The sequence below is a fragment of the Paenibacillus rigui genome, assembly GCF_002234615.1.
GTDB lineage: Bacteria > Bacillota > Bacilli > Paenibacillales > NBRC-103111 > Paenibacillus_S > Paenibacillus_S rigui.
In genome coordinates this window covers 18,996-41,569 of the sequence record NZ_NMQW01000008.1, presented here as the reverse complement: position 1 = coordinate 41,569, position 22,574 = coordinate 18,996, and the positions used below count along the sequence as shown (strand labels likewise).

At 54.2% G+C, this 22,574-nt stretch carries 19 protein-coding genes; 6 read left to right on the top strand and 13 right to left on the bottom strand.

Annotated elements, in window-relative coordinates; translation table 11 throughout:
* The first annotated feature begins 34 nt into the window (after positions 1 to 34).
* Positions 35 to 412 (top strand): VOC family protein, encoded by a 378-nt coding sequence (locus tag CF651_RS05495; RefSeq protein ID WP_094013859.1) that lies wholly within the window; start codon positions 35 to 37, stop codon positions 410 to 412.
* Positions 413 to 1,057: 645 nt separating this feature from the next.
* On the opposite strand, the gene CF651_RS05490 is transcribed toward CF651_RS05495, so the two are convergent.
* Positions 1,058 to 2,452: an extracellular solute-binding protein gene (locus CF651_RS05490; RefSeq protein ID WP_094013858.1), complete on the bottom strand. Its 1,395-nt coding sequence runs from the start codon at positions 2,450 to 2,452 to the stop codon at positions 1,058 to 1,060.
* Between the two features lie 198 nt (positions 2,453 to 2,650).
* Between CF651_RS05490 and CF651_RS05485 the strand changes: the two genes are divergently transcribed.
* Positions 2,651 to 3,343 carry a metal-dependent hydrolase gene (locus CF651_RS05485; RefSeq protein ID WP_094013857.1) on the top strand — a complete coding sequence of 231 codons (693 nt, stop codon included), beginning with the start codon at positions 2,651 to 2,653 and terminating at the stop codon, positions 3,341 to 3,343.
* Positions 3,344 to 3,409: 66 nt separating this feature from the next.
* The gene (locus CF651_RS05480) at positions 3,410 to 4,801 is read left to right on the top strand and encodes a dipeptidase (protein WP_094013856.1); all 1,392 of its coding nucleotides are present in this window, start codon (positions 3,410 to 3,412) and stop codon (positions 4,799 to 4,801) included.
* 355 nt (positions 4,802 to 5,156) lie between these two features.
* Here CF651_RS05480 and gudD read toward each other — a convergent pair whose 3' ends face one another.
* The 4 genes from gudD to CF651_RS05460 are packed head-to-tail and all read right to left on the bottom strand — an operon-like array spanning position 5,157 to position 9,740.
* Positions 5,157 to 6,512 carry a glucarate dehydratase gene (gene gudD / locus CF651_RS05475; protein WP_094013855.1) on the bottom strand — a complete coding sequence of 452 codons (1,356 nt, stop codon included), beginning with the start codon at positions 6,510 to 6,512 and terminating at the stop codon, positions 5,157 to 5,159.
* A 47-nt stretch (positions 6,513 to 6,559) separates the two neighbouring features.
* Positions 6,560 to 8,026: an alpha-ketoglutaric semialdehyde dehydrogenase GucD gene (gucD, locus tag CF651_RS05470; protein ID WP_094013854.1), complete on the bottom strand. Its 1,467-nt coding sequence runs from the start codon at positions 8,024 to 8,026 to the stop codon at positions 6,560 to 6,562.
* Positions 8,027 to 8,059: 33 nt separating this feature from the next.
* The gene (gene kdgD, locus CF651_RS05465) at positions 8,060 to 8,980 is read right to left on the bottom strand and encodes a 5-dehydro-4-deoxyglucarate dehydratase (protein WP_094013853.1); all 921 of its coding nucleotides are present in this window, start codon (positions 8,978 to 8,980) and stop codon (positions 8,060 to 8,062) included.
* Positions 8,981 to 9,035: 55 nt separating this feature from the next.
* Positions 9,036 to 9,740, bottom strand: coding sequence for a FadR/GntR family transcriptional regulator (locus CF651_RS05460; RefSeq protein WP_094013852.1), 705 nt, complete (start codon positions 9,738 to 9,740; stop codon positions 9,036 to 9,038).
* A 353-nt stretch (positions 9,741 to 10,093) separates the two neighbouring features.
* Here CF651_RS05460 and CF651_RS05455 point away from each other — a divergent pair, with 353 nt between their 5' ends.
* Both CF651_RS05455 and cysI read left to right on the top strand, forming a co-directional pair.
* The gene (locus tag CF651_RS05455; protein WP_094014098.1) at positions 10,094 to 11,914 is read left to right on the top strand and encodes an assimilatory sulfite reductase (NADPH) flavoprotein subunit; all 1,821 of its coding nucleotides are present in this window, start codon (positions 10,094 to 10,096) and stop codon (positions 11,912 to 11,914) included.
* A gap of 36 nt (positions 11,915 to 11,950) precedes the next feature.
* Positions 11,951 to 13,675 (top strand): assimilatory sulfite reductase (NADPH) hemoprotein subunit, encoded by a 1,725-nt coding sequence (cysI, locus tag CF651_RS05450; RefSeq protein WP_094013851.1) that lies wholly within the window; start codon positions 11,951 to 11,953, stop codon positions 13,673 to 13,675.
* 162 nt (positions 13,676 to 13,837) lie between these two features.
* Here cysI and CF651_RS05445 read toward each other — a convergent pair whose 3' ends face one another.
* From CF651_RS05445 to CF651_RS33100, 8 genes are all read right to left on the bottom strand, one after another.
* Complete coding sequence (locus CF651_RS05445) at positions 13,838 to 14,914, bottom strand: LLM class flavin-dependent oxidoreductase (RefSeq protein WP_094013850.1); 1,077 nt, start codon at positions 14,912 to 14,914, stop codon at positions 13,838 to 13,840.
* Between the two features lie 16 nt (positions 14,915 to 14,930).
* Positions 14,931 to 15,413, bottom strand: a complete 483-nt coding sequence (locus CF651_RS05440; RefSeq protein ID WP_094013849.1) for a GNAT family N-acetyltransferase — start codon at positions 15,411 to 15,413, stop codon at positions 14,931 to 14,933.
* 514 nt (positions 15,414 to 15,927) lie between these two features.
* Complete coding sequence (locus CF651_RS05435; RefSeq protein WP_094013848.1) at positions 15,928 to 17,157, bottom strand: MFS transporter; 1,230 nt, start codon at positions 17,155 to 17,157, stop codon at positions 15,928 to 15,930.
* A gap of 61 nt (positions 17,158 to 17,218) precedes the next feature.
* Complete coding sequence (locus tag CF651_RS05430) at positions 17,219 to 18,109, bottom strand: protein phosphatase 2C domain-containing protein (protein ID WP_179232696.1); 891 nt, start codon at positions 18,107 to 18,109, stop codon at positions 17,219 to 17,221.
* A 34-nt stretch (positions 18,110 to 18,143) separates the two neighbouring features.
* A complete protein-coding gene (locus tag CF651_RS05425) occupies positions 18,144 to 18,761 on the bottom strand; it encodes an NUDIX hydrolase (RefSeq protein ID WP_094013846.1) in 618 nt (205 codons plus the stop codon).
* Positions 18,762 to 18,820: 59 nt separating this feature from the next.
* A complete protein-coding gene (locus CF651_RS05420; protein WP_245855717.1) occupies positions 18,821 to 19,459 on the bottom strand; it encodes a response regulator in 639 nt (212 codons plus the stop codon).
* 18 nt (positions 19,460 to 19,477) lie between these two features.
* Positions 19,478 to 21,652: a GAF domain-containing sensor histidine kinase gene (locus CF651_RS05415; RefSeq protein WP_179232695.1), complete on the bottom strand. Its 2,175-nt coding sequence runs from the start codon at positions 21,650 to 21,652 to the stop codon at positions 19,478 to 19,480.
* A gap of 34 nt (positions 21,653 to 21,686) precedes the next feature.
* On the bottom strand, positions 21,687 to 21,812 hold the full coding sequence (locus CF651_RS33100; RefSeq protein ID WP_281254444.1) for a hypothetical protein: 126 nt from the start codon (positions 21,810 to 21,812) through the stop codon (positions 21,687 to 21,689).
* Between the two features lie 62 nt (positions 21,813 to 21,874).
* Between CF651_RS33100 and CF651_RS05410 the strand changes: the two genes are divergently transcribed.
* Positions 21,875 to 22,435 carry a hypothetical protein gene (locus CF651_RS05410; RefSeq protein WP_094013843.1) on the top strand — a complete coding sequence of 187 codons (561 nt, stop codon included), beginning with the start codon at positions 21,875 to 21,877 and terminating at the stop codon, positions 22,433 to 22,435.
* Positions 22,436 to 22,574 lie beyond the last annotated feature (139 nt).

The window sequence follows — 22,574 nt, the reverse complement described above, 5'->3', positions numbered from 1 at the left end:
GAAAAATAAATTACAACGATGGGAGTTACGAAGGATGACGGTTAAGTTAAAAAGAGTCGCGATTTTCGTGGAACAGATGAAAAGGGCTTTGGATTTCTACCGTATGTTGGGATTCGAAATACCGGAAAGCGCCAACGAAGAACATCACGTTGAGGTGGAGCATAACGGGATTCGCTTGGCATTCGGCACATGGGAGTCGGCGCAGGTCATTTTGGACGGCTGGGAAGAGCCTGTCGGATATCGAATAGAGCTCGCATTCCAGTTTGAGAGTCGCGAAGCACTGGATGAATTGTACCGCCAATTGACGCTACATGGATATATCGGACATCGCGGGCCACGGGATACGCCTTGGGGAGAGCGCTACGCGATTGTAAAGGACCCCGATGGCAATTTAATTAGTCTTGTCGCTTAAGAGGAGAACACCAACACCACTATTAGCAAATTCGAGAACGAAAAAACTAGGACTGAACCTGAGATATTCGATCGACTTTTCAGCTAACGGTAAACGATAGCATCATGACGCCAGGCTGACGAGAATCATCGTCAGGCTATTGAAGTAACGGGAGGATAGTTTTGCAATTACACTCTTGGTAAAAGTGAGTGGGAAGCTAAGGTGTAGTCCGCTAACGGGCACTATAGTTCAATAAACCACAAAGACACGGCTGCCGACATGTATCGGCAGCCGTGTTAAGATTAAACAAAAGTGTCTCCTCAGAAACTACGGCTTCCTGCTTTATACAAATATCGTGCGGGGGAAATACGACACCTGTGGTCTTTTTCTTTTTCAAAAAAATACGACGGACTTGTTTCGCGAACTGACAGGATTATTCAGTGGGAGACAAATTAGAATCGGCGACTATTCAATTCAAAAACCGCGTTAAATCAACGACTCGTGTCTTTCTGTTCCGAGGCCTTTCAAGATGAGCGACCGCGTTCTATGGTTGGTTGTATCGCCAAATACAATTTTAACATTCGATGAACTCGGAGGCTTATAGCTTCTATTGTGGAAAAAGCACCGCCTATTCCCCTGTCGAACTTCGACTAGTCTTGCCTTCCATTAAGCCTGCGATACCTGACTCAGCACCGATTCCAGCTGCTCCCGCAAGTCTTCTCCATCCTGAAGTCCCGATAAAAATAGCATGATATCCCGCTGTATCGCTTTGAGCTGGGCATTACTTAGACCTAGCTCCGTAATCAGGCGCAGCGTCGGGAAGATTTCCCTGTACATATAAAACCGCGACGGGCGGTAAATCGACTCTTCCCCATCCCATTCCATCGCCCGCCGGCTTGCGGTAATATTCAAAGTCCGCCTGCGGATCAAGAGCTGCGTCTCATAGCCGGTCATAAAATCGACAAACAGCCTTGCCGCGTCTTTGTTCGACGACCTGCTGCTGATAGCCAGGCCATTCACAATCAGCAGTGTGCTTGAATCCTGCAGTCCTGGCAGCGGGGAAACGTCAAAGACGATATCCGATTGGCGGAGCTGGTTAAGGAAATAGTAGGTCGTCATGATGACCGATACTTTTCCCTTCACAAACAGGGCCTCGGCATCCGCGTCGCTCTCCGATAATATTCTTGGAAATACATCGGTCATTTCCAGCAAATCCTTGCAGGTTTCCAGGCTCCCGAGCAGCCGGCCTCGGCTCTGCAAATGATATTGTCCCTCGGCATCGGCCTGAAACGCCTCACCGCTCTGCAGCATAAAGATCGGCCATCGGTTGCGGGACGGCAAATAAAAGTAAAAGCCGAAATGCTCATTCTTGACCGCAAGCTGACGCCCGTACTGCAGCAGCTCCCGCCAGGTCCAGCTGCTGTCAGGCACCGGAACGTTCGCTTGTTCAAAGTGCTTCCGGTTGTAGCATAAAACGACCGGAGAATAAATAAACGGCCGGACGCAAAGTCCGTCTCCCTGCTGAAAAGGCTTATTCAGGAACGTGGAACAATCCTCAACAGGCTCGATCCTCTCCAATAATTCCGTGCAGCCGTTCTCTACAAAATCCTGAAAATTGTTGTTGTTCATCAGAACAACATCCAGTATTTCCGATTGCATATAATCCTGAAGCGTCTTGGAATAGCTGCCGGAGGGAAGCTCCACAGGCTGCACCTGGATATGCGGATGCTGCCGTCCGAACTCGGCAAGCAGCGTGTCCATCTCGACCAAATCGGCGATGTCATGGACGTAACCGAATTTAATGACCGTGCCTTGGTCTGGAGCCGGACAGGTGACCCGATTGCCGACCCGGGCAATTTTCTCAATGAGCCCTTCGTCCACCAGTACCTTGAGCCCATTGCGCACCGAAGCGTTGCTGAGCTCGAAGCGCTGCTCCAGATCGCTCTCGGACGGCAAATAACTGCCGACGGCAAGCTTTCCAGAAATGATTTCATGACGAAGCGTAGCGACCATCTCATCTAATCTAAGCCGAAAATGTTTGCGGCTTATTCTTTTTTTCATGTGACCCCCACCATCTTCGCTTTCACTGTATATGTGTTTTAAGCGGTTTGTTTCCCGTGCCTGAAATGAACCCGATCACTTTTTCATCATACTGAAAAGCTCTCGTGAGGACAAGACGTTACGGCCTCGTTTGAACGGTCCTCTACTTGTCCATTATAATGAAGAATAGGGTATTCATTCTAAATACGAGGTGATTGGATGTTAAAAGTCGAGTATCACGGACATTCTTGTGTCCAGCTGTCGGATGGCGAGCATTCGCTCATTATTGATCCGTTCCTGTCGGATAACCCGGTCGCCGTTGCGGACCCGGATGCCATCCGTGTCCAGCATGTGCTGCTGACCCATGCCCATGGTGATCATATCCAGAATGCGGCGCAGATTGCCAAATCGAACGACGCTACGCTGATTGCCATTCATGAGCTCGCCACATATATGAGCTGGCAGGGCGTCAAGGCGCAGGACATGAACATCGGAGGACGCATTTCGCTCGGTTACGCTGAAGTGCAGATGGTTCAGGCGTTTCACAGCTCGGCTGTTATCCATCATGAGACCAAGGAGATCATCTACGGCGGTATGCCTGCAGGCTTCATCATCCGCTGGAACGGTCATACGATTCTGCATGCAGGCGATACGAACCTGTTCCTCGATATGAAGCTGATCGGTGAACGGAATGCCATTGATCTGGCCTTCCTGCCGATCGGGGACCTGTATACGATGGGACCGGAGGATGCGGCGGATGCAGCGGAATGGCTGCAAGCCAAGCAGGTTGTCCCTGTACATTATAATACGTTCGAGCTGATCCAGCAGGACGGGGCCGCTTTTGCGAAGCTGCTAAGCGCGCGCGGCATCGAGGGCAGAGTCATGCATCCGGGCGAGCACTTTATTTTATAGCCACAGCTTTAGATTACAATGCAATTAGACCCGGCTGTATCCAATTTTGAAGGGAGACGTTCGTGTATGGATTCCAAATCCAAAGTAAGCGCCTATTTGGCGGAGCATCGGGACCGTCATTTGGCGGAGCTGATCGAATTCGTCCGTATTCCTAGCGTGAGCGCAAGCACGGAGCATAAACCTGATATGGCAAAAGCATCGGAATGGCTGGCGGACAGCCTTCGCAAGGCAGGGCTGGACAACGTGCAGGTGCTTCCTACCGCAGGCAATCCGGTCGTCTACGGCGACTGGCTCCATGCTCCCGGTCAGCCTACGGCATTAATTTACGGGCACTATGACGTGCAGCCGGCAGACCCGCTGGAGCAGTGGACGACGGCTCCGTTCGAGCCGGTCATTCGCGACGGGAAGCTGTACGGACGCGGCGCCACCGACGATAAAGCACAGCTGTATACCCATGTGAAGACAGTCGAGGCTTTTTTGAAGACGATCGGTGAGCTTCCCGTGAATGTGAAGTTTTGCATTGAAGGCGAGGAGGAAATCGCCAGTCCGAGTCTCCCCGCCTTTCTGCAGGAGCAGGCCGAGCTGCTGAAGGCGGATGCGATCGTCATTTCTGACGGCCCGATGCACGATGAGGGCGTACCTTCGATTTGCTACGGCTTGAGGGGCTTGTGCGGCTTCCAAATCGACATCCAAGGGGCCAAGAACGATCTGCACTCCGGGCTATTCGGCGGCGGCGTAGCGAATCCCGCCACTGCGCTCGTACAGCTACTTGCCTCCATGCGCGATGAGGATGGGCATATTACCATCGAAGGCTTCTATGAGGGCGTGAACGAGCTTAGCGACATCGAGCGGGAAGCGTTCCGCGCGCTTGAGCTCGACGATGCAAAGACGGCCAAGGAGCTTGCGGTGCCCGAGTTGACCGGCGAAAAAGGCTTTTCGTTCCTGGAACGGACTACGGCACGGCCCACCCTGGAGATTAACGGGATTTACGGCGGTTATCAGGGGGAAGGGCTGAAGCCGATCGTTCCATCCGCCGCGGGGGCCAAAATCTCCTGCCGTCTGGTCGATCAGCAGGACCCGGATGAGATCATGAAGCGGATCGAGGCGCATATTGAAAAGTTCAAGCCGGCCGGCGTCACCGTCAAGGTGCAGCAAACGCACAGAGGGAAGCCATTCTATATCTCGCCGGAGCATCCTTACATCCATGCGGCATCCCGCGCGTACGAGGCAGGCTTCGGCACAGCCCCGGTATACATACGCAGCGGCGGCTCGATTCCGATCGTCGAAGTCTTCTCCCGGGTGCTGGGCGCACCCGTCGTCATGATGGACTTCGGCCTGCCAAGCGAAAATATGCACGCGCCGAACGAGCACTTTCATCTTGATAATTTCGATAAAGGCATTGCGACGCTGTGCCAATACTGGCAGGAGCTGCAAGCGGCTCCGAAGGCCGATGCATAAAGAACGCTCAGGCACCCGGCATAGGGGTGCTGAGCACAGTCACATGCAACAGAGCTGCGGAGGCGCCCCTTTGTGTGGCTCGCAGCGATGGGCAGCAGGCCGTCGAGGCGCTCCCTTGCGTGAGCTTGCCGCTAGGCGATTGCTGAGCCCTAAGCAGCACACGGCCATGTGCAGCAGGCCGTCGAGGCGCCCCTCTGCGTAGACTCGCAGTCGGCGATTGCTAGGCCCAAAGCAGCACGCAGCGGCGATGCCCGGCATGGTCACCTTTGCCTCGCAGCTTAAATAGAAACCCCTCAGCAGTCAAATCTGCTGAGGGGTTTCCCCATTTCAATAAAAGAACATGTCCCCTCCATTGCTACCGCACCAGACAAGGACGCTTGGGATCGAACGTCCACCCGGGAATCAAATATTGCATCTGGGCGGCGTCGTTCCTCGCCCCAAGGCCCATCTGCAGGTACAGCTGATGGGCAAGCTCAATTTGCCCCATATCCGCTTCAATCCCGAGTCCCGGTTTATCCGGGACGGTAATTTTACCGCCTTTGATCCGCAGCGGCTCCTTCGTCAGCCGCTGCCCATCCTGCCATATCCAATGGGTATCGATCGCCGTAATTTGACCCGGTGCCGCGGCAGCGACATGAGTGAACATAGCTAACGAAACATCGAAATGATTATTAGAGTGCGATCCCCAGGTAAGCCCCCACGCATCGCACAGCTGCGCCACCCGGACGGACCCCTGCATCGTCCAAAAGTGCGGGTCGGCAAGGGGGATATCGACCGATTGCAGCTGGATGGAATGTCCCATCTCCCGCCAGTCGCACGCGATCATGTTCGTTGCCGTAGGCAGCCCCGTGGCGCGGCGGAATTCCGCCATCACTTCGCGGCCGGAGTAGCCCCGCTCCGCTCCGCACGGGTCCTCGGCGTAAGCCAGAACCTGCTGCTGCCCGCGGCACAGCCGGACAGCTTCCGCAAGCGGCCAAGCCCCGTTCGGATCAAGCGTAATCCGGGCCTGCGGAAACCGCTGCGCCAATGCCGTCACCGCTTCCATCTCTTCCTCGCCCCGGAGCACGCCCCCCTTCAGCTTGAAATCATTGAAGCCATACCGATCATGGGCCGCTTCCGCCAACCGCACAACCGAATCCGTTGTAAGCGCTTCCTCATGGCGCAGCCGAAACCATTCGTCCTCCGCATCCGGAGCGCTGACATACGACAGACCGGTCTTGTTCCGATCCCCGATGTAGAACAAATAACCGAGCACCTCCACCTGGCTGCGCTGCTGCCCTTCCCCCAGTAACGCGGCAACGGGCACGCCGAGATACTGTCCGAGCAGATCCAGCAGCGCCGCCTCCAAAGCGGTCACCGCATGGATTGTAACGCGCTGGTCAAAGGTTTGCAGCCCGCGGCCACCCGCATCCCGATCGGCGAACCCGCGCTTCACCGCGTTCAGCACGGCATGGTAGCTGCCGATCGGCTGCCCGATAACCAACGGCTGCGCGTCAACCAGCGTTTGCCGGATGCTTTCGCCGCCAGGCACCTCACCGATGCCCGTCCGACCGGCACTATCCTTCAGGATCACGATGTTTCTTGTAAAATAGGGACTGTGCGCCCCGCTCAGATTGAGGAGCATGCTGTCATGACCCGCAACAGGCACCACTCGCATCTCCGTAACGAGCGGCGTACCTGCCAGGCTGTCATTGGTCAACGGTTCCTTCATCGTACCAACCCCTAATCGTCATTAAGTATGGTTAGTTCACAATCCGCCTAGCCTTTCACAAACACCGTCTTCACCGATGTAAAAAACTCAATCGCCGCCCGCCCCTGCTCGCGGGAATGGGAGCTCGACTGCTTCATCCCGCCGAATGGCGCTTGCAGCTCCACGCCTGCACTTTCTGCGTTGATTCGGATCAGTCCGGCATCCATCTCTTGGATGAACGACAGCATGCGGCCGATATTGGAAGTAAAAATGGAGGCGCTCAGCCCAAATTCCGCATCGTTTGCCAGCTCCACTGCTTCCTCCATCGTGTCCGCCTTCATCAGAGCAAGAAACGGTCCGAAAATTTCCTCCCTTGCTATCGCCATATGCGGCGCTACCTGCTCGAATACGGTAGGCTCCACGAAATAGCCGCCGTCGTAGGCCTCCCCTTCGATCCGTTTGCCGCCATGCAAAAGCACCGCGCCTTCTTCTAGCCCCTTCCGGCTATACGAGAGGACCGTCCGGAGCTGATGCTCACTGGCACACGGTCCCATCCATACGCCGTCCTTCATCCCGTCCCCGACTGTAATTTGCCCGATTCGCTGCAGCAGCTTTCGCTTGAAAGACTCATAAACCTCGCGGTGTACGATGACCCGGCTCGTGGCCGTGCATTTTTGTCCGGTAGACCGGAGTCCCCCGTTCACCGTCGCTTCCACCGCCAAGTCCAGATCGGCATCGTCAGCAACAATGACCGGATTTTTCCCGCCCATCTCGAGCTGGTACTTGGCGCCCCGCGCAAGAGCCGCTTGTCCGATCCGTTTGCCAACCTCATTCGAGCCGGTAAAGGTAACGGCCTGCACGTCCGGGTGCTGAGCCAGACCTTGACCGATCACAGAGCCCGGCCCGGTGACCATGTTCACAACCCCGGCAGGGAATCCCGCCTCCTCATAGCATTCGATTACCTTGGCACACGTCACGGCCGCCTCGGATGCCGGCTTGATCACAACCGAGTTCCCGTAAATGAGGGCGGGAGCCATTTTCCATACAGGTATGGCGACTGGGAAATTCCATGGTGTAATGATACCGACAACGCCAAGCGGTACGCGGGTTGTGAACATCAACGCTTCGCTATCCGTAGACGGGATCACGTCCCCGACAGAACGCAGCCCCTCCCCCGCATAATAGCGCAAAATCGCGACGCCTCTTGCGGTCTCGCCCTTGGCCTCCGGCAGCGTCTTGCCCATTTCGCGCGTCATTGTTTCCGCAATCTCATCCAGCCGGCGTTCCAGTGCGTTTGCCGCTCTATACAGCATGTCGCCGCGTGCCGCTCCCGACAGCTTCCGCCAATGCTTTTGCGCTTGCTTTGCACCCGCCACGGCCTCATCCAAATCCTGCGCGTTCGATTTTTGGATGTAACCGACGATTTCGCCGGTTCTCGCAGGGTTGAGGCTTGCTTCCGTTTGCCCTGTAACCGATGCTTTCCATTGCCCGTTCATAAAGTTGCGATAGGTTTCATTTGCGGTAAAATGGCTCATGTTCCCTCCTGGATTACGGTGAATGTAGGTGCGTTACTTGGTAACGGGAAAACGTTCGAAGGCCGCCTTCACTATGCGCTCCAGCTGCTGGTAGTGCTCCTTCTCGACGGGGATTAACGGCGGTCTGACGGTAGTTCCTACAGGCAGGCCGACAATTTCCATCCCGGCTTTAATGAGGGACACAGCGTACCCTTTTCTCTGTCTGCGGATCCGGTTAATCGGCAATATGACGTGCGTATAAAGCTCGTTGAGCCGCTCCTTGTCCTGCTTCAGCAGCGCATCATAGAACATGGCAGAAATGTGCGGAATGTAGTTGGAAATCGCGGAAGAATAAGAGCGGAAGCCCAGATTTACATAAGCAGGCATCGTCACCTCGGCCATCGGCATGCCGTTCAGCCAGCCCAGCCGGTCCCCGATCGTCTGAGTGAATTCAATATTCGTTTCCATGTGACCGAGCCCGTCCTTGAACCCGACAAGCTGGGGATATTCCAGCAGCCGCTGCAGCGTAGGCAAAGTCAGCACGCAGTTGTCTCTCTGATAGAGGATAGCGTTCAGCGGGGTGCTGTCGATAACCGTCTTCAAATACTGATACAGCCCCTCCTGCTCCGGCTCAATCAAATACGGAGGCAGAATAAGATAGCCGTCGGCTCCCGCAGCTTCCGATATTCGGGCGAGCTCCAATGCATGGCTGATGTTGCCTCCCACACCTGTATACACGGGCACCTTGCCTTTGGCGACTGCCAGTGCCGTCTCCACCATCGTCCGGTATTCGGTCGGACTGACTGCATGGAATTCCCCGGAACCGCAGCCGATAAAAATCGCGGATAATCCATTGTCGATCAAAAATTGGATATTCGCTTCCAAAGCGATCACATTCAAGCTGCCATTCGGATCCATAGGCGTCACAGGAAAACCGAGAATACCTGTAGGCGCTTTCAAATTGCTTGCTGTCATAGGAATACCACCTTTCCTCCGCTAAAAAGTTTTTGGGCTGAATTGAGCTGAGCTATCAGCTCTCTGCCAGTCTCTTCATGACCTTCGCCCTGACATGGTTAAGATGGGCATACATACCGCTGAATGCACCCGCGGCGTCCCTTCGCCGCAAAGCCTCAAAGATAACCTGATGCTCCTGCAAAGTGATCGCGTGGTCGCGGTCCGTCAAAGCAATTTGGCTCAGCGTTTCGTCAAACATGTTCAGAAGCGGATCAATGCTGCCTTCGAGAATCGGATTGTTTGCACTGTAAGCAATCGTTCGGTGAAATTCCTTGTCGAGATCTACGTAATCCTTGGTCCGCAATGCCATCAACCGCAGAAGCTCTTCAAGCTGTGCCAGCTGGTCCTCCGAGATCTTCTCCGCTGCGACGGTCACCAAGCCAAGCTCCAAAGCCATGCGCGCTTCCATAATCGCAGGAATGTCCCCCGCGGATAGCGCCAGCATAATGGAGAACGGCTTGCTGCCGATTTTATCGGCAAAATAAGTGCCCTCGCGTGTTTTACGGTGAATCATTCCCATCGTCTCCAGCGAGCTCAAGGCTTCGCGAAGCACGGGACGGCTGACGAACAGCTTTCCGCTGAGCTCCGCTTCCGTCGGCAGCTTATCACCGGGCTTCAGCTGGCCGCTTCGCAGCAGCCCGATAATTTGATCCACGACCTGCTTCGACATGGTCTCCCTCTTGATGCCTCTCATTTGTAGCTCATTGTGATTGCCTGCCATGCGCTCCACCACTCAATTATGTTTATTGTCCGTTTGTTCAATTGTATGACAAATAAACCTAAAGGTCAATTGTTTCCTTCGCTTCCATGCTGTCCCTGATTCCCCGCGACCTCCCGCAAGGCGATTGCAGCCGGGGATGACCGACAGTATAACCGCCGATCCCATGGCGTTTTACTACGCCCTTTTGGTCCAAATCGATGCATAAGCCGCTTATATCAGGTTTCCTTATAGATCCTATAAGGTCATTCTAATTGACCTGTTCGTGCGGCTGTGTTAGGTTCTATATAGCGAATAAATAATTGATATAAGAATACTAGGAATTCGTAATTACATGATAGGTGGGGTGAATCTTGTTGGAACTTCAAGTAACAAACAGTCCTTTTAATCAGGAGCAGGCTGAACTGCTTAATCGCCTGCTGCCTACGCTAACCGAAGTGCAGCGAATCTGGTTGAGCGGCTATTTCTCAGCTCTTAACGCAGCCGGAACACAGGCGTCCTCCAACGCTCCGCTAGCCGTTGTAACAACGAGCTCGGCGGTCGTGCCCAAGGAGGCCACGGTGCTCTTCGGATCGCAAACCGGAAAGAGCCAGGGCTTGGCCAAGAAGCTGTCCAAACAGCTGGAAGAGCGCGGCCTGAATGTCACCCTCTCCTCGATGAGCGACTTTAAGACCAATAATTTAAAGAAGGTACAAAACCTGTTTATCGTAGTCAGCACGCATGGCGAGGGAGAACCGCCGGATAATGCGCTTCCCTTCTATGAGTTTCTTCACAGCAAAAGAGCGCCAAAACTGGAGGGCTTATCGTTTTCCGTGCTGGCTCTGGGAGATACGTCCTACGAGTTTTTCTGCAAAACGGGCAAGGACTTCGACCAGCGTTTGGAAGAGCTTGGAGCAAAGCGTCTTACAGACCGTGTCGATTGCGACGTAGATTTTGACGAAGCTGCGGCAGAGTGGATGAAAAACGTGTTAAGTACGCTGGGGCAAACGACGGACGCCGTTTCCATTCCAGGCGATTCCGGTCCGGCGGCCGAGAATGGCACCGCATCGGACTATTCCAGAACGAACCCGTTTCAGGCCGAGGTCCTCGAAAATTTGAATTTGAACGGACGCGGCTCCGATCGGGAAACCCGCCACGTTGAAATATCTCTCGATGGCTCTAATCTTCAATACGAGCCGGGCGATTGCTTGGGCATTTATCCCGAAAACCATCCTCAGCTTGTCAGCGAGCTGATCGCGGCAATGGGCTGGAACGCCAATGAGCTTGTGACCCTGAATAAACAAGGCGACAAGAGCACCGTTCAAGAAGCCCTGCTTCGTCATTATGAAATTACGGTGCTGACAAAGCCTTTGCTCGAGCAAGCGGCGAAGCTGACTTCGGGCAGCGCTCTGAAAGAACTGGTAGCACCGGGGCACGAACAAGACCTGAAAGCCTATATCAAAGAACGGGATGTATTGGATCTGGTTCAGGATTATCCTTTTGGAGGCGTGACTGCAAGCGAGTTTTTACCGATCCTGAGAAAAATGCCCGCCCGTCTGTATTCGATTTCGAGCAGCTCCAAAGCAGTACCGGGTGAGGTTCACATTACCGTTCGTGCCGTAAGATACGAGGCGCAAGGCAGAGAACGATACGGCGTCTGCTCCGTTCAGCTGGCTGAACGAATCCATGCAGGGGATACTTTGCCGGTATACATTCAGCATAACCCGAACTTCAAGCTTCCTGAGAACCCGGATACGCCTGTCATTATGATCGGACCCGGCACCGGCGTTGCGCCATTCCGTGCCTTTTTGGGAGAAAGAGAGGAAATTGGTGCGGAGGGAAAAACATGGTTGTTCTACGGAGACCAGCATTTTACAACCGATTTCCTCTATCAGATCGAATGGCAGCGTTGGCTGAAGGCAGGAGTCCTGACACGGATGGATGTGGCCTTCTCCCGCGATACGGATAAGAAAGTCTACGTTCAGCATCGGATGCTTGAAAAGAGCAAGGAGCTTTATCAGTGGCTGCTGGAAGGTGCCCATATTTATGTATGCGGCGATGAGAAGAAAATGGCGCATGACGTCCATGAAGCTTTGTTGACCATCCTTGAACAAGAGGGCAGCTTCAGCTCGGATGAAGCAGTGGAATATTTGACCCGTATGCAACAGCAAAAACGTTATCAGCGGGACGTTTACTAATAGAGATTCCCGAAGATTTCGAGAGGAGAAAGCCGTATGTCAGATAATAATTTACTTTCACCCAACAGCGCGCCGCACAGTGATGTGGAGGAGATCAAACGCAGAACCAATTACCTCCGGGGTAACCTTGCGGAAACGCTTGAGGACGTCATTACAGCTTCCATCCCTGAAGATGAAAATCGTCTTATGAAATTTCACGGCAGCTACATGCAGGATGACAGGGATTTGCGGAATGAGCGTCATAAACAAAAGCTGGAGCCGGCTTATCAATTCATGCTGCGCGTACGCGCCGCAGGCGGCGTCGTTACTACAGATCAATGGCTGATGATGGATCGTATTGCGCAAAAATATGCGAATGGCACGATCCGTTTGACGACCCGTCAGTCGTTTCAATTGCACGGCGTGCTCAAATGGAACATGAAGAAGACGATCAAGGAAGTAAATGAAGCGCTCCTGAGCACGCTGGCCGCTTGCGGTGACGTTAACCGTAACGTGATGTGCAACCCCAATCCGTATCAATCCGAGGTTCACTCCGAGGTTTACGAATGGGCAACCCGAATCAGCACCCATCTTGACCCGCGTACCAGAGCTTATCATGAAATTTGGCTTGATGGCGAGAAAGTCGTGGATAGCCAGGACAGCGAAGCAGAACAAGAGCCTATTTACGGTAAAGTGTATTTACCGCGCAAATTCAAAATAGGTATGGCAGTACCTCCATCCAATGATGTAGATGTCTTCTCTCAGGATCTGGGCTTCATCGCGATCATTGAGGAAGGCCGCTTGAAAGGGTTCAACGTTACAGTGGGCGGCGGAATGGGGATGACCCATGGCGATCCGCTAACCTACCCGCAGGTTGCCCAAGTGATCGGATTCTGCACACCGGAGCAGGTCGTTGAGGTCGCAGAGAAAACCGTCACGATTCAACGTGACTATGGGGATCGGGCTGTCCGGAAGCACGCGCGCTTTAAATATACGATTGACGACCGCGGCATCGAGTGGTTTGTCAAGGAATTAAGCAGCCGGTTAGGCTGGGAGCTTGAAGCGGCACGCCCCTACTATTTCGAGCATAATGGGGATCGTTACGGTTGGGTGAAGGGAAGCAACGGCAAATGGCATTATACCCTGTTTATCCAGAACGGACGCGTGAAGGATGAAGGCGACTATCTTTTGATGACCGGTTTAAGAGAAGTGGCGAAGGTTCATACCGGCGATTTCCGGCTTACAGCGAACCAAAACCTGGTTATCGGTAATGTAAGCAGTCAAAAGAAGAAAAAAATCGAAGATTTAATTAAAGAATACGGTCTTTCCGATGGCGTTCACCACACCGCGCTGCAAAGAAATTCCATGGCCTGCGTATCGCTGCCTACGTGCGGAATGGCGATGGCTGAAGCGGAGCGTTACCTGCCTGAATTGCTGAATAAAATTGAGCCGATGCTGAATGAGGCTGGTTTGCGTGAAGACGATATCGTCATTCGTATGACAGGCTGCCCGAATGGCTGCGCTCGACCGATGCTGGCCGAAATCGCATTTATCGGTAAGGCACCTGGTAAATACAACCTGTATTTGGGCGGTGGCTTCGCCGGCAACCGGCTGAATAAGCTGTACAAGGAAAATATCGGGGAGACCGAGATTCTGGAGTCACTCCGACCGATCATTTTCCAGTACGCTAAAGAACGACATGAAGGCGAGCACTTCGGTGATTTTGTCATTCGCGCAGGACATGTTAAAGAAGTTCGTTCAGGACAAGATTTTCATTCGTAAGCTAATTTAAAAAAAGATCGCTCTATCCGGCAAGCTTGGCCGGATGGTTAGCGATCTTTTTCACGTTGCGGCGTTGGCTGGTTGTTAACATGCGGAACAAAGGGGCAATAGCAGTGCCATGTAACTCTCAGGGGTCCATGAGGACTCAGGCCGGAGCAAAAGCTAAGCTTGTAGAACAAAAGGCCCTTGCGGCTGGGACACCTTACGGCTCCATACGGCGCTCGGGATTTCCCGGCGCAGCACCGGCGCGACCTCGCGGGCAAAGCGTTCGACCTGTTCCCGCTGCTCCATTTCGGTCAGCCCATCGACGCTGATGCTGAGCACTTGATGTCCGTACGCCTTGTGATAGTTCAGGATCTTCTCGATCACACGGTCCGGGCTGCCCACAAGGATCGGCCCATTTTCCAGGTTATCCTCAAGGTCCTTGAATGGAGACTGATTATGCTGTGCAGATGCCGTAGCATGAAACGCATTATAATAAGGACGGTACCGGCGGATGGCTTCCTCCGTCGTGTCCGCCAAATACAGGCTGCCTGCACCGGCGCCTATGACCGCTTGAGCCGGGTCATGGCCATAATAAGCGAGCCGCTCTCGATAATGGTCGATGAGCGCTTTATATTTGGCCTGCGGGTGGAACGTATTGGACGAGAATAACGGCTCCCCATACTTGGCCGCTAGCTCTGTAGAGATTGTACTCGATGCGCTGCCATGCCATATTGGGATTGGCTGCTGATAAGGGCGCGGCTGGGTCGTAACGTTCTCGAGCGGCGGCCGGTAATGCCCCTGCCAGGTTACGTTTTCCTCCGTCCAAAGACGCTTGAGAAGTGAATACCGCTCGGCGAGGGATGCCCATTGCTCCTCTTCCGTAATGCCAAAAAGCGGATAATGGCGCGGATCGTTGCCTTTACCGATGATCAGCTCAAGCCTTCCCCCGGACAAATGATCCAGCGTCGCATAATCCTCCGCCACGCGAACCGGATCGAGGACGCTGAGGACCGTGACCGTCGTGAGGAGGCGAATCGTTGAGGTTGCTGCCGCCACCGCCGTCAGCACAACCGGAGGAGAAGAAGACAGGAAAGGCGCACCGTGCCGTTCCCCGACGCCGTAGGCATCGAAGCCAAGCTCCTCCGCTAGTCGGGCCTGCTGAAGCACGTTGGCAAATTTCTGCTGTGTCGTCAGGCTCTCCCCTGTGACGGGATTCGGCAGGTTGCTCATCAGGCTGAATAGGGCAAACTTCATGATGAATGAGCCTCCCTCATCGCGTTTTGACGGATGGCTTAGGTTGAATATCTTTCTGGTAAGCCAGCACCCGGTCCCAATCTCCGTGATAAATTGGAATGCGGTAGTAGCCTACCCGTTCATAGAGCGCAGCCGCTTCAGGCTGCTTCGGTCCGGTTTGCAGCTTGATCCGGCTGTAGCCGAAGTCCTCCGCCAAACGCTCGATTTCGGCCAGAATCGCCTGGGCGACCCCTTGACGGCGGAAGCCGCTTCGCGTATACATGCGCTTGACCTCCACCGTCTCCTCATCCAGAGGGCGAAGTGCCCCGCAGCCGACCGGGTGGCCGTTCAAACGCGCGATAATAAAAGCGGAACGCGGAACCTCCACATCCGAAGGTTGAAAACCGGCGCTTCCATCTGAATCGTACAGTGCTCCCAGCTCCTGACTGAGCTCCTTGATCAATTGCTCCGCATCCGTACTGCGGATATCCTCTGCAGCAGCAGTTATGTGTGTGCTCATCGTCGGCCCCTCCTCCAATTCTTATAAATCGCATTGTTTTAGTTGGTTATTGACTTGTAATTAACCTTATCACCGCGCAGGAAAGCCGTCAATGCGAGGATAATCACGATTTTCTATCCATAAATCGATCATTTCTATTGAAGTTTAAAATGAGAAGAACGCCTTACGGCGTCCTTCGGTGAACCCTATACGTTTGTGGATCAGGAGGGAGTCAGGTAGGAGGTTCGGGTCGCTGTTGAAACTCGTGTTCCTTAAATCCATCCAAGCAGCGGTAGAACACAAGTTTCAAGGGCGGATGCTCCACTCCTCCACCCCACACCTGCCCCCCTCCGTTCTACTCTGTGCTTGGCGCTGATTCTTTACTCCCTATCCCGTCTGAAAGCCGGTATTCATCTCATCCTTGCCAGACATGCCTTGAAAGCGGAGCATACGGCACATATCGTTTCAACGATCTGTCCAATCCGCGCAATCCCAAGCGTGCGTTAATCGCTCTGCATGGCGGTTGGTCGAACCGTCATGCTCCTGCCGCCGTTTGATCCGGATCCGTTCCCTTCGTCTCTTTTCCCCAGATCATCACAGCCAGGGCGCCAATCACGATGGCAAAGAAGAATACGATAAAAATCGATGTAATTCCCGTATGCCTAGCCACCAGCATCCCGACCAGATACGGGCCGATAATGCCCCCTATCCTGCCGAAGGAAGCGGCCAGTCCGACGCCGGTCGACCGGATGGAGGTCGGATACAGCTCCGGCGTGTACGCATACATCGCTCCCCAGGCCCCTAGGTTGAAGAACGATAAGAGAATCCCTGCCGCAATCAAGCCTCCCTCCGTTTCCGCGCTGCCAAACCAGATGGCGCTTGCTGCAGTCAGCAGCAAATAAGTAACCAGCACAAACTTGCGGCCATACCTCTCAATCAGGTAAGCAGCTGTGAAATAGCCCGGCAGCTGCGCCAGCGTCATGATGAGGACGTATTGGAAGCTCTTGACCAAAGTAAAGCCCTTCAGGACCATCACTGTCGGCAGCCAGAGGAACATGCCGTAATAGGAAAATACGACCGTAAACCAAAGGATCCAAAGCGCTACGGTATAGCGCCGGTATTCCGGAGACCATACCGACCGGACGCGTTCGCCGAAGGACAGCCTGCGGGTCTGCTGCTCCATAAATCGGGGAGAGTCCTGGATGGCTCTCCGAAGATACAAAGCGTAGAAGGCGGGCAGTGCCCCAATCACAAAGGCCGCTCTCCAGCCGTAGTCAGGAATGATGAAATACGCAATCAGCGCAGCCAATATCCAGCCGACGGCCCAGAAGCTTTCGAGCAGCACTACCGCCCGGCCTCTTTCCTTCGGAGCTACTGACTCTGACACGAGGGTCGAGGCAACCGGAAGCTCCCCCCCGAGCCCAAAGCCGGCCAGAAACCGCAGTACACACAGAACGAAAAAGCTGCCGGCCCAAGCCGATAACCCGTTCGCTGCGCAAAATATAAGCAGTGTCCAAAGCAGCACTGCCCGCCGGCCATACCGGTCGGCGAGCGCTCCTGCCGCGACGGCTCCGACAGCCATGCCGATGGAATTTATCGACGTCAGCAGGCCAACCTGCTGGGCGCCGAGCTTCCACTCCACGGCCAGCGCCGCAACGATGAACGAGATAATTCCTACGTCCATCGCATCGAACATCCAGCTGTAACCGGCACTGAACAACAGCTTTCTTTGTTTGGGATCGTGCCATAAAGCCGATTTATTCATATATCGGGGTTCCTTTTCCATTTCATAGTCATATCGTCATTTCTTGCTGGATAGTATTTCCTCACCCAAGAAATTGTATCCAGATCGCGGTTTTGTCGTCGGATACTTTGAACCTCGGATAGCGCTGGCACTCCTTGTCCTCCGATTCCAGCTGCATCAGCTTCCGGGCATAGGTCTCCAGCGAGGATTGGACAATGCGGGACAGCAGCTCCGCATAGGCGTCGGCATGTCTGCCTCCAACAGGAGACGCGCCTTCACCTTCTGCTCCTCCATCCGAAGGCAGAAACAGACCGTCCGTCACCAGCAGCAAGGATTTCAGCCGAATCCGGTTGATTCGTCCATACTCTATGAAATCGGCCACCTCCGGCTCTCCGCTCATGACCGAGTAGCCTTCGATCGTGTTCATTTGCGTTCTATTATTCAAGAGGATGGGCTTTACGATGTCCCACAGCTGTTCTCTTGTCGTAAAGCCTTGACGAATCCCTTCCTCCCGGGCGTTCTTGGAGATCTTATCCATGTGAGCCACCTGATCCCTGGACAGCACCCGGATCGTTCCATCCTCGTATTGGGCGATAATCATGCAATCCCCGACCTGAGCATAGTCGATATAGCGGTCCCTCACGCGAATAACGGCAAGAGCGCTGGTCCATAAAGCGTCTTTTCGGTTCGTGTCGATACCGGCTTCAGCCATCTGCCTGCGCAGCCGGCGATTCGCTTCAACGACATAGGGCAGCAGGCTGTCGCTCGCAGTATCCTCAACAGTCAGGTCCTCGAAAAATTGCTTCAGCGTACGGGATGCCAAGTATCCGCCTGTTTCTCCATTCGGCCCGCGATAAGGCTGAAGCGACGTCGCCCCGTCCAATACCCCGTACAACCCCAAGGCTTCATTGATCACCAGAGCATCCTCATTCCATTCCGTCGTCCCCTGCAAGGTTAAGGTTTCTATTCGCAAGCTTAACGCCTCCCGGTCTCGTAATATGTATGAATTAGTCCAATGGAACTTGCGGCGACGGCTGGCGCACTTCTTGAAACAGCAAGTCCAGCTGCGATTCCGTTATCCGGTCTATCGAAAGTGGAGGAAGCTCCTCCCTCTTGAAAAAACCAACCTCGCTTGTTTCGATCCCCGTTGTCGCAGCGCCTCCCGTTAGCTCGCACAGGATAAACAGCTTATATACATGATAAGCCAACGGCGGATGCGGATGCTTATTGCGGTCCAGCACGGCCAGCAGCCGGATCGGGCAGACATCGTAGCCGGATTCTTCTTTGACCTCTTTGACGGCAATCTCCTTCGGCGAGTACCCTACATCTGCCCAGCCGCCGGGAAGCGACCAGCCCCCGTCCTGCGTTTCTTTGACCAGCAGAATCCCGTCCCCCTGCATCACTACGGCTCTTACTTCCACTTTCGGGGTACAGTACCCGCTGTCATTGGCAAAAAGCCCCGCCACTTTCTCGATCTCCATATCGGCATAAGCCGCTATCATATCCACGCTGATCGCCCGAAGCTCCTCAAACCGCTCCAGGTCATAGCCGTCCCTGGAATAAGTCAACCCGGCTTGAGCGATCGCCTGAATTTTTTTCGCCCATTCGATTCCCCGATTATCCATTTTCACGAAGAGCTCCTCTCGGTATTTGGCATTCGATCGTTGGTCTTTGGGCTGACGCCCTAATCCTCACGGGATTTCTGCAGCAGCCGTTTGGCTGCGTTGCGGTCCGTGACCTGCAGCTTGTTCAATATATTCGATACGTAATTGGCAACCGTCTTGTTGCTGATGTGCAGCCTGGCGGCAATTTGAGCATTCGTGTCGCCCTCGGCGATCCGCTCCAATATTTCCATCTCTCTCTTCGTCAGCTCCGCAAATGCAGGATCGTCGGCCGGAACCGCCTTAGGCTGGGAGAAGTAATGCATCATCCGGCCTGCGATATCCGAGCTGAAGACAGCCCCGCCGCTGCCTACCATCCGGATGGACTGCAGCAGCTCATCCTCGTCGGCATCCTTCAGCACATAGCCCTTGGCGCCGACGCGCATCGCGGTAAAGACGGATTGGTCATCCCGGAACATCGTCAGAATTAAAATTTCGATCGCAGGATGCTTCTCCTTAATGTGCCGTGTCGCCTCAATGCCGTTCATGCCCGGCATCCGGATATCCATCAGGATGAGATCGGGCCGCAGCTGATCCGCCAGCTCTAGTGCCTCCTCCCCTGAGGAGGCTTCCCCTACGACATCGAGATCGTCCGTAGTTTGAAGCAAATTTCGCACACCGCTGCGGAACAGCGGATGGTCCTCGGCAATTAATACTCTCAACTTCAATCCCCCACTTTGTTATGATATCGGCAAAACCGCCAGCACCCTCGTACCGCCGGATTCCACCCGTTCCATCGTGCAGTGGCCGCCCAGCTCGGCCGCGCGCTCCCGGATGGAGACAAGGCCGATGCCTCCTTTGCCGGGCAGCAATTGCGTATGGGACGGATGAGGCCCCGTACCGTTATCCGTTACCTCGACCACCAGCTGATGCGAGGAAGACACGTGCAGTTTAACCGTGCACGCGGTAGCCTGGCTGTGCTTGATCACGTTGACGAGCGATTCGGTCACGATCCGGTAAGCGGCCACCTCGACCGCAGCCGGCAGCGCCGGAAGCGGAGGCGGCGCAAGCAGCCGGATGCTCAGCGGAGCGGTTCCCTGCTCATCGGCCAGCAGGCGGGCCGGCTTGTTGAGCTCCGTGATCCGCTCCTGGATCGCGCTGATCAGGCCGAGCTCGTCAAGAGAAGCCGGCCGCAGATCATGCACCAGCGTCCGAATTTCGTCCACGGTCGAGCGGATCACCTTCCGCAGGTCGGCAAGCATTTCGATTGCGATGGCCGGCTGCTTCTCGACGTATTTCTCCGCAGTAGCCGCATTCAATGCCAGCGCCGCAAGACGCGGAGCCAGGTCATCGTGCAAATTTTTGCGAATCTGCCGCCGTTCCTCCTCCCGGGCCAGCACCAGCTTCTCCCGGGACTCTTGCAAGTCCTTCGCAAGCAGCTTCATGCCGAGCGTCATGTTCACATTCTCCACAATCGGCCCCGCCTGATGCAGCAGCACATCGAGAAACTTGCCGTCCTCCGAGGAGAATGCTTCTCCCGGGGAACGGCTGGACAAGTACAGCGTCCCGATCCGTTCCCCTCCGTGAACAATCGGAAAAGGAAGCACCTCGTGAATCGGATCCCCTGCCGAGGCAACAAGTGTATCCTGGCCCCCGACCCCGATCGAAATTCCGGCATAAGGCAGCCGGAGCGATTCTTTGACCGTCTCGGCTACGGCTCCCAGCATCGCTTCCGGCGGGAGCGGCTGAACCAGCTGATTGCCCAGCTTCAGCAGCACCGAGTAGGGATCATCATGCCGCCCCTTCATAATCCGGTTAATCAGTCTTTGGAGCCTCTCCTTCAACGGAGCAAACGCAACCGCCACGACGGCGGTCGCAGCCAGAGAAATGAACAAGTTATCCTTGGTCTCGAATATCCTGCTCAAGTAAAACACCGAAAAAATATAAATGCCTGCTACACATATGGTCAGCGCGGTGTAGACCAATGTCCGGTTGACCAAAGGGTCGATGTCCCACAGCCGGTGCCTCAGCACTGCCAAGGTCAGCGTGACCGGGATCGAGAGCAGCACCAAATTGAGAATGCCGTTGAGATACACGTAAGTTAATGCGCTTCCGTTATTCAGTCCGGGATTAAACAAAATACTCATGATAACGAATCCCGTAATGCCGACGGATAGCCCGTACACAACCCATTTCGTTTGCTGGCGCTCCGCCGGGGACGATACTTTGCGAAACCGGTATATTTGCGAATAAATCAGAATGAGATTCGAGGACATATACCATAGAAACTGCAAAACGACCGGAAGATCGAATTCATTCCAAATGCTCCCGTTGAAAAAAAAGTTGGTTACATCCACCGCTGCGATGATCACAAATGTATAAATCGTCCATCGAGGGACGAAGGCTCCGTTAGGGAACAACAGAAACAACAGGGACAGTCCGATCCAGCCGAACGTAGCTGCAATCATAAACCAATGGTTAAGCAGCACCGTTCCTTGCGAGGCCACGGAGGTAAGGGACGGAAACGAAGTGCCGAACGAGATCAGCGCCAATGCAGCCAACAGCGCCATTGGTTCCCGGAAGCCTTTCCAAAGTATAAGGATCGCGGCCGCATAATACACGTACGTAAACGTAACGTCTATGAGAACGAACAATACGCCATACGTTTCCAGCGACAGACTGATATGGCTTGCATTTTCCAGGGGCATGGCAACGACCCAATTACCGCAGCCGTTCAAAATACAAGTGGAAACGAGCTCCTCATAATAGCGGGGAATGCTGCTTGTATAGAGCACCAAGGTAATGAAGCCAAAAAGCATCACCACCAGCTGCAAAGCCCTGATGACCCACTTTTGTGTAAACCAACGCATGGATATCGCCGCATGTTCGGCCGTTCGATCCTGGGTTTCCGGCATCCTGTCCTCCTGCATATCGTAAAGATTACCTTCATTATAACGGCACTCCCTCGCCTTGAATATGGAAATCAGCTATTTTCCCAACAGACCAAGAGATTTTCCCGAAAATGTCCCGATCCTGTTTCCCCGATTCCCGTGACGCCCCTCCTCTGTTTTCCATGATGCCCCCTCCTCTACAATGAGCACATAAGCGATACGATCATGCGGGAGGCGGAAATGATAATGAATGAAAAGCAAGTGATTCGATGGTTAGGTATGCTGTGTTTGCTGGCGGGTATTATCCGAATGGGGATGACGCCAAGCTCTTTGATTTGGGGGACGGACAGTGTGCAGGAGCTGACCTTCGGGCTCATTGCCTGCATCCTGATGTCTGCTTGTACGATTGTCACTTACATGGTTCAATCCCGCGAAACCGGAGTCATCGGATTTATTACCGTGCTGGCGATCATCATCGGCAATATTGTGACGACATGCATGCTGTGGTCATCCTTTGCCTCCATAAAGCCGGAGATTAATCCGGATGGGCTCTTTGTAGTGATTTCAAGGACACTTACCCTTATTTGTTTTACCGGAGGGACGCTCGTATTTACCTTACTCACCTACCGTGCCAAAGTATTCCCCCGCTGGATTCCGGGTCTGTTCGTTATGATGATCGCATCCATGGTGCTGCCGGTGGAGGACAACAAATATTTTGCATTCTTCTGGGGGCTGACGTACGTGGGGATGGGGTATACCATCTGGGCCAATAAATTGAATCATTCGGAAGGAACGTATAAGTGGTAACGTTCGGGAACAAGCTGGTGCCGGCTATGCTGGCCTGCTGCATTGAACACACCAAAAAAAAGCATCTGCCTGCGCGCCAAATGGGAGCACGTCGGCGGATGCTTTTTTCCCGCATACCTCATATTGATATGGCAAGGGC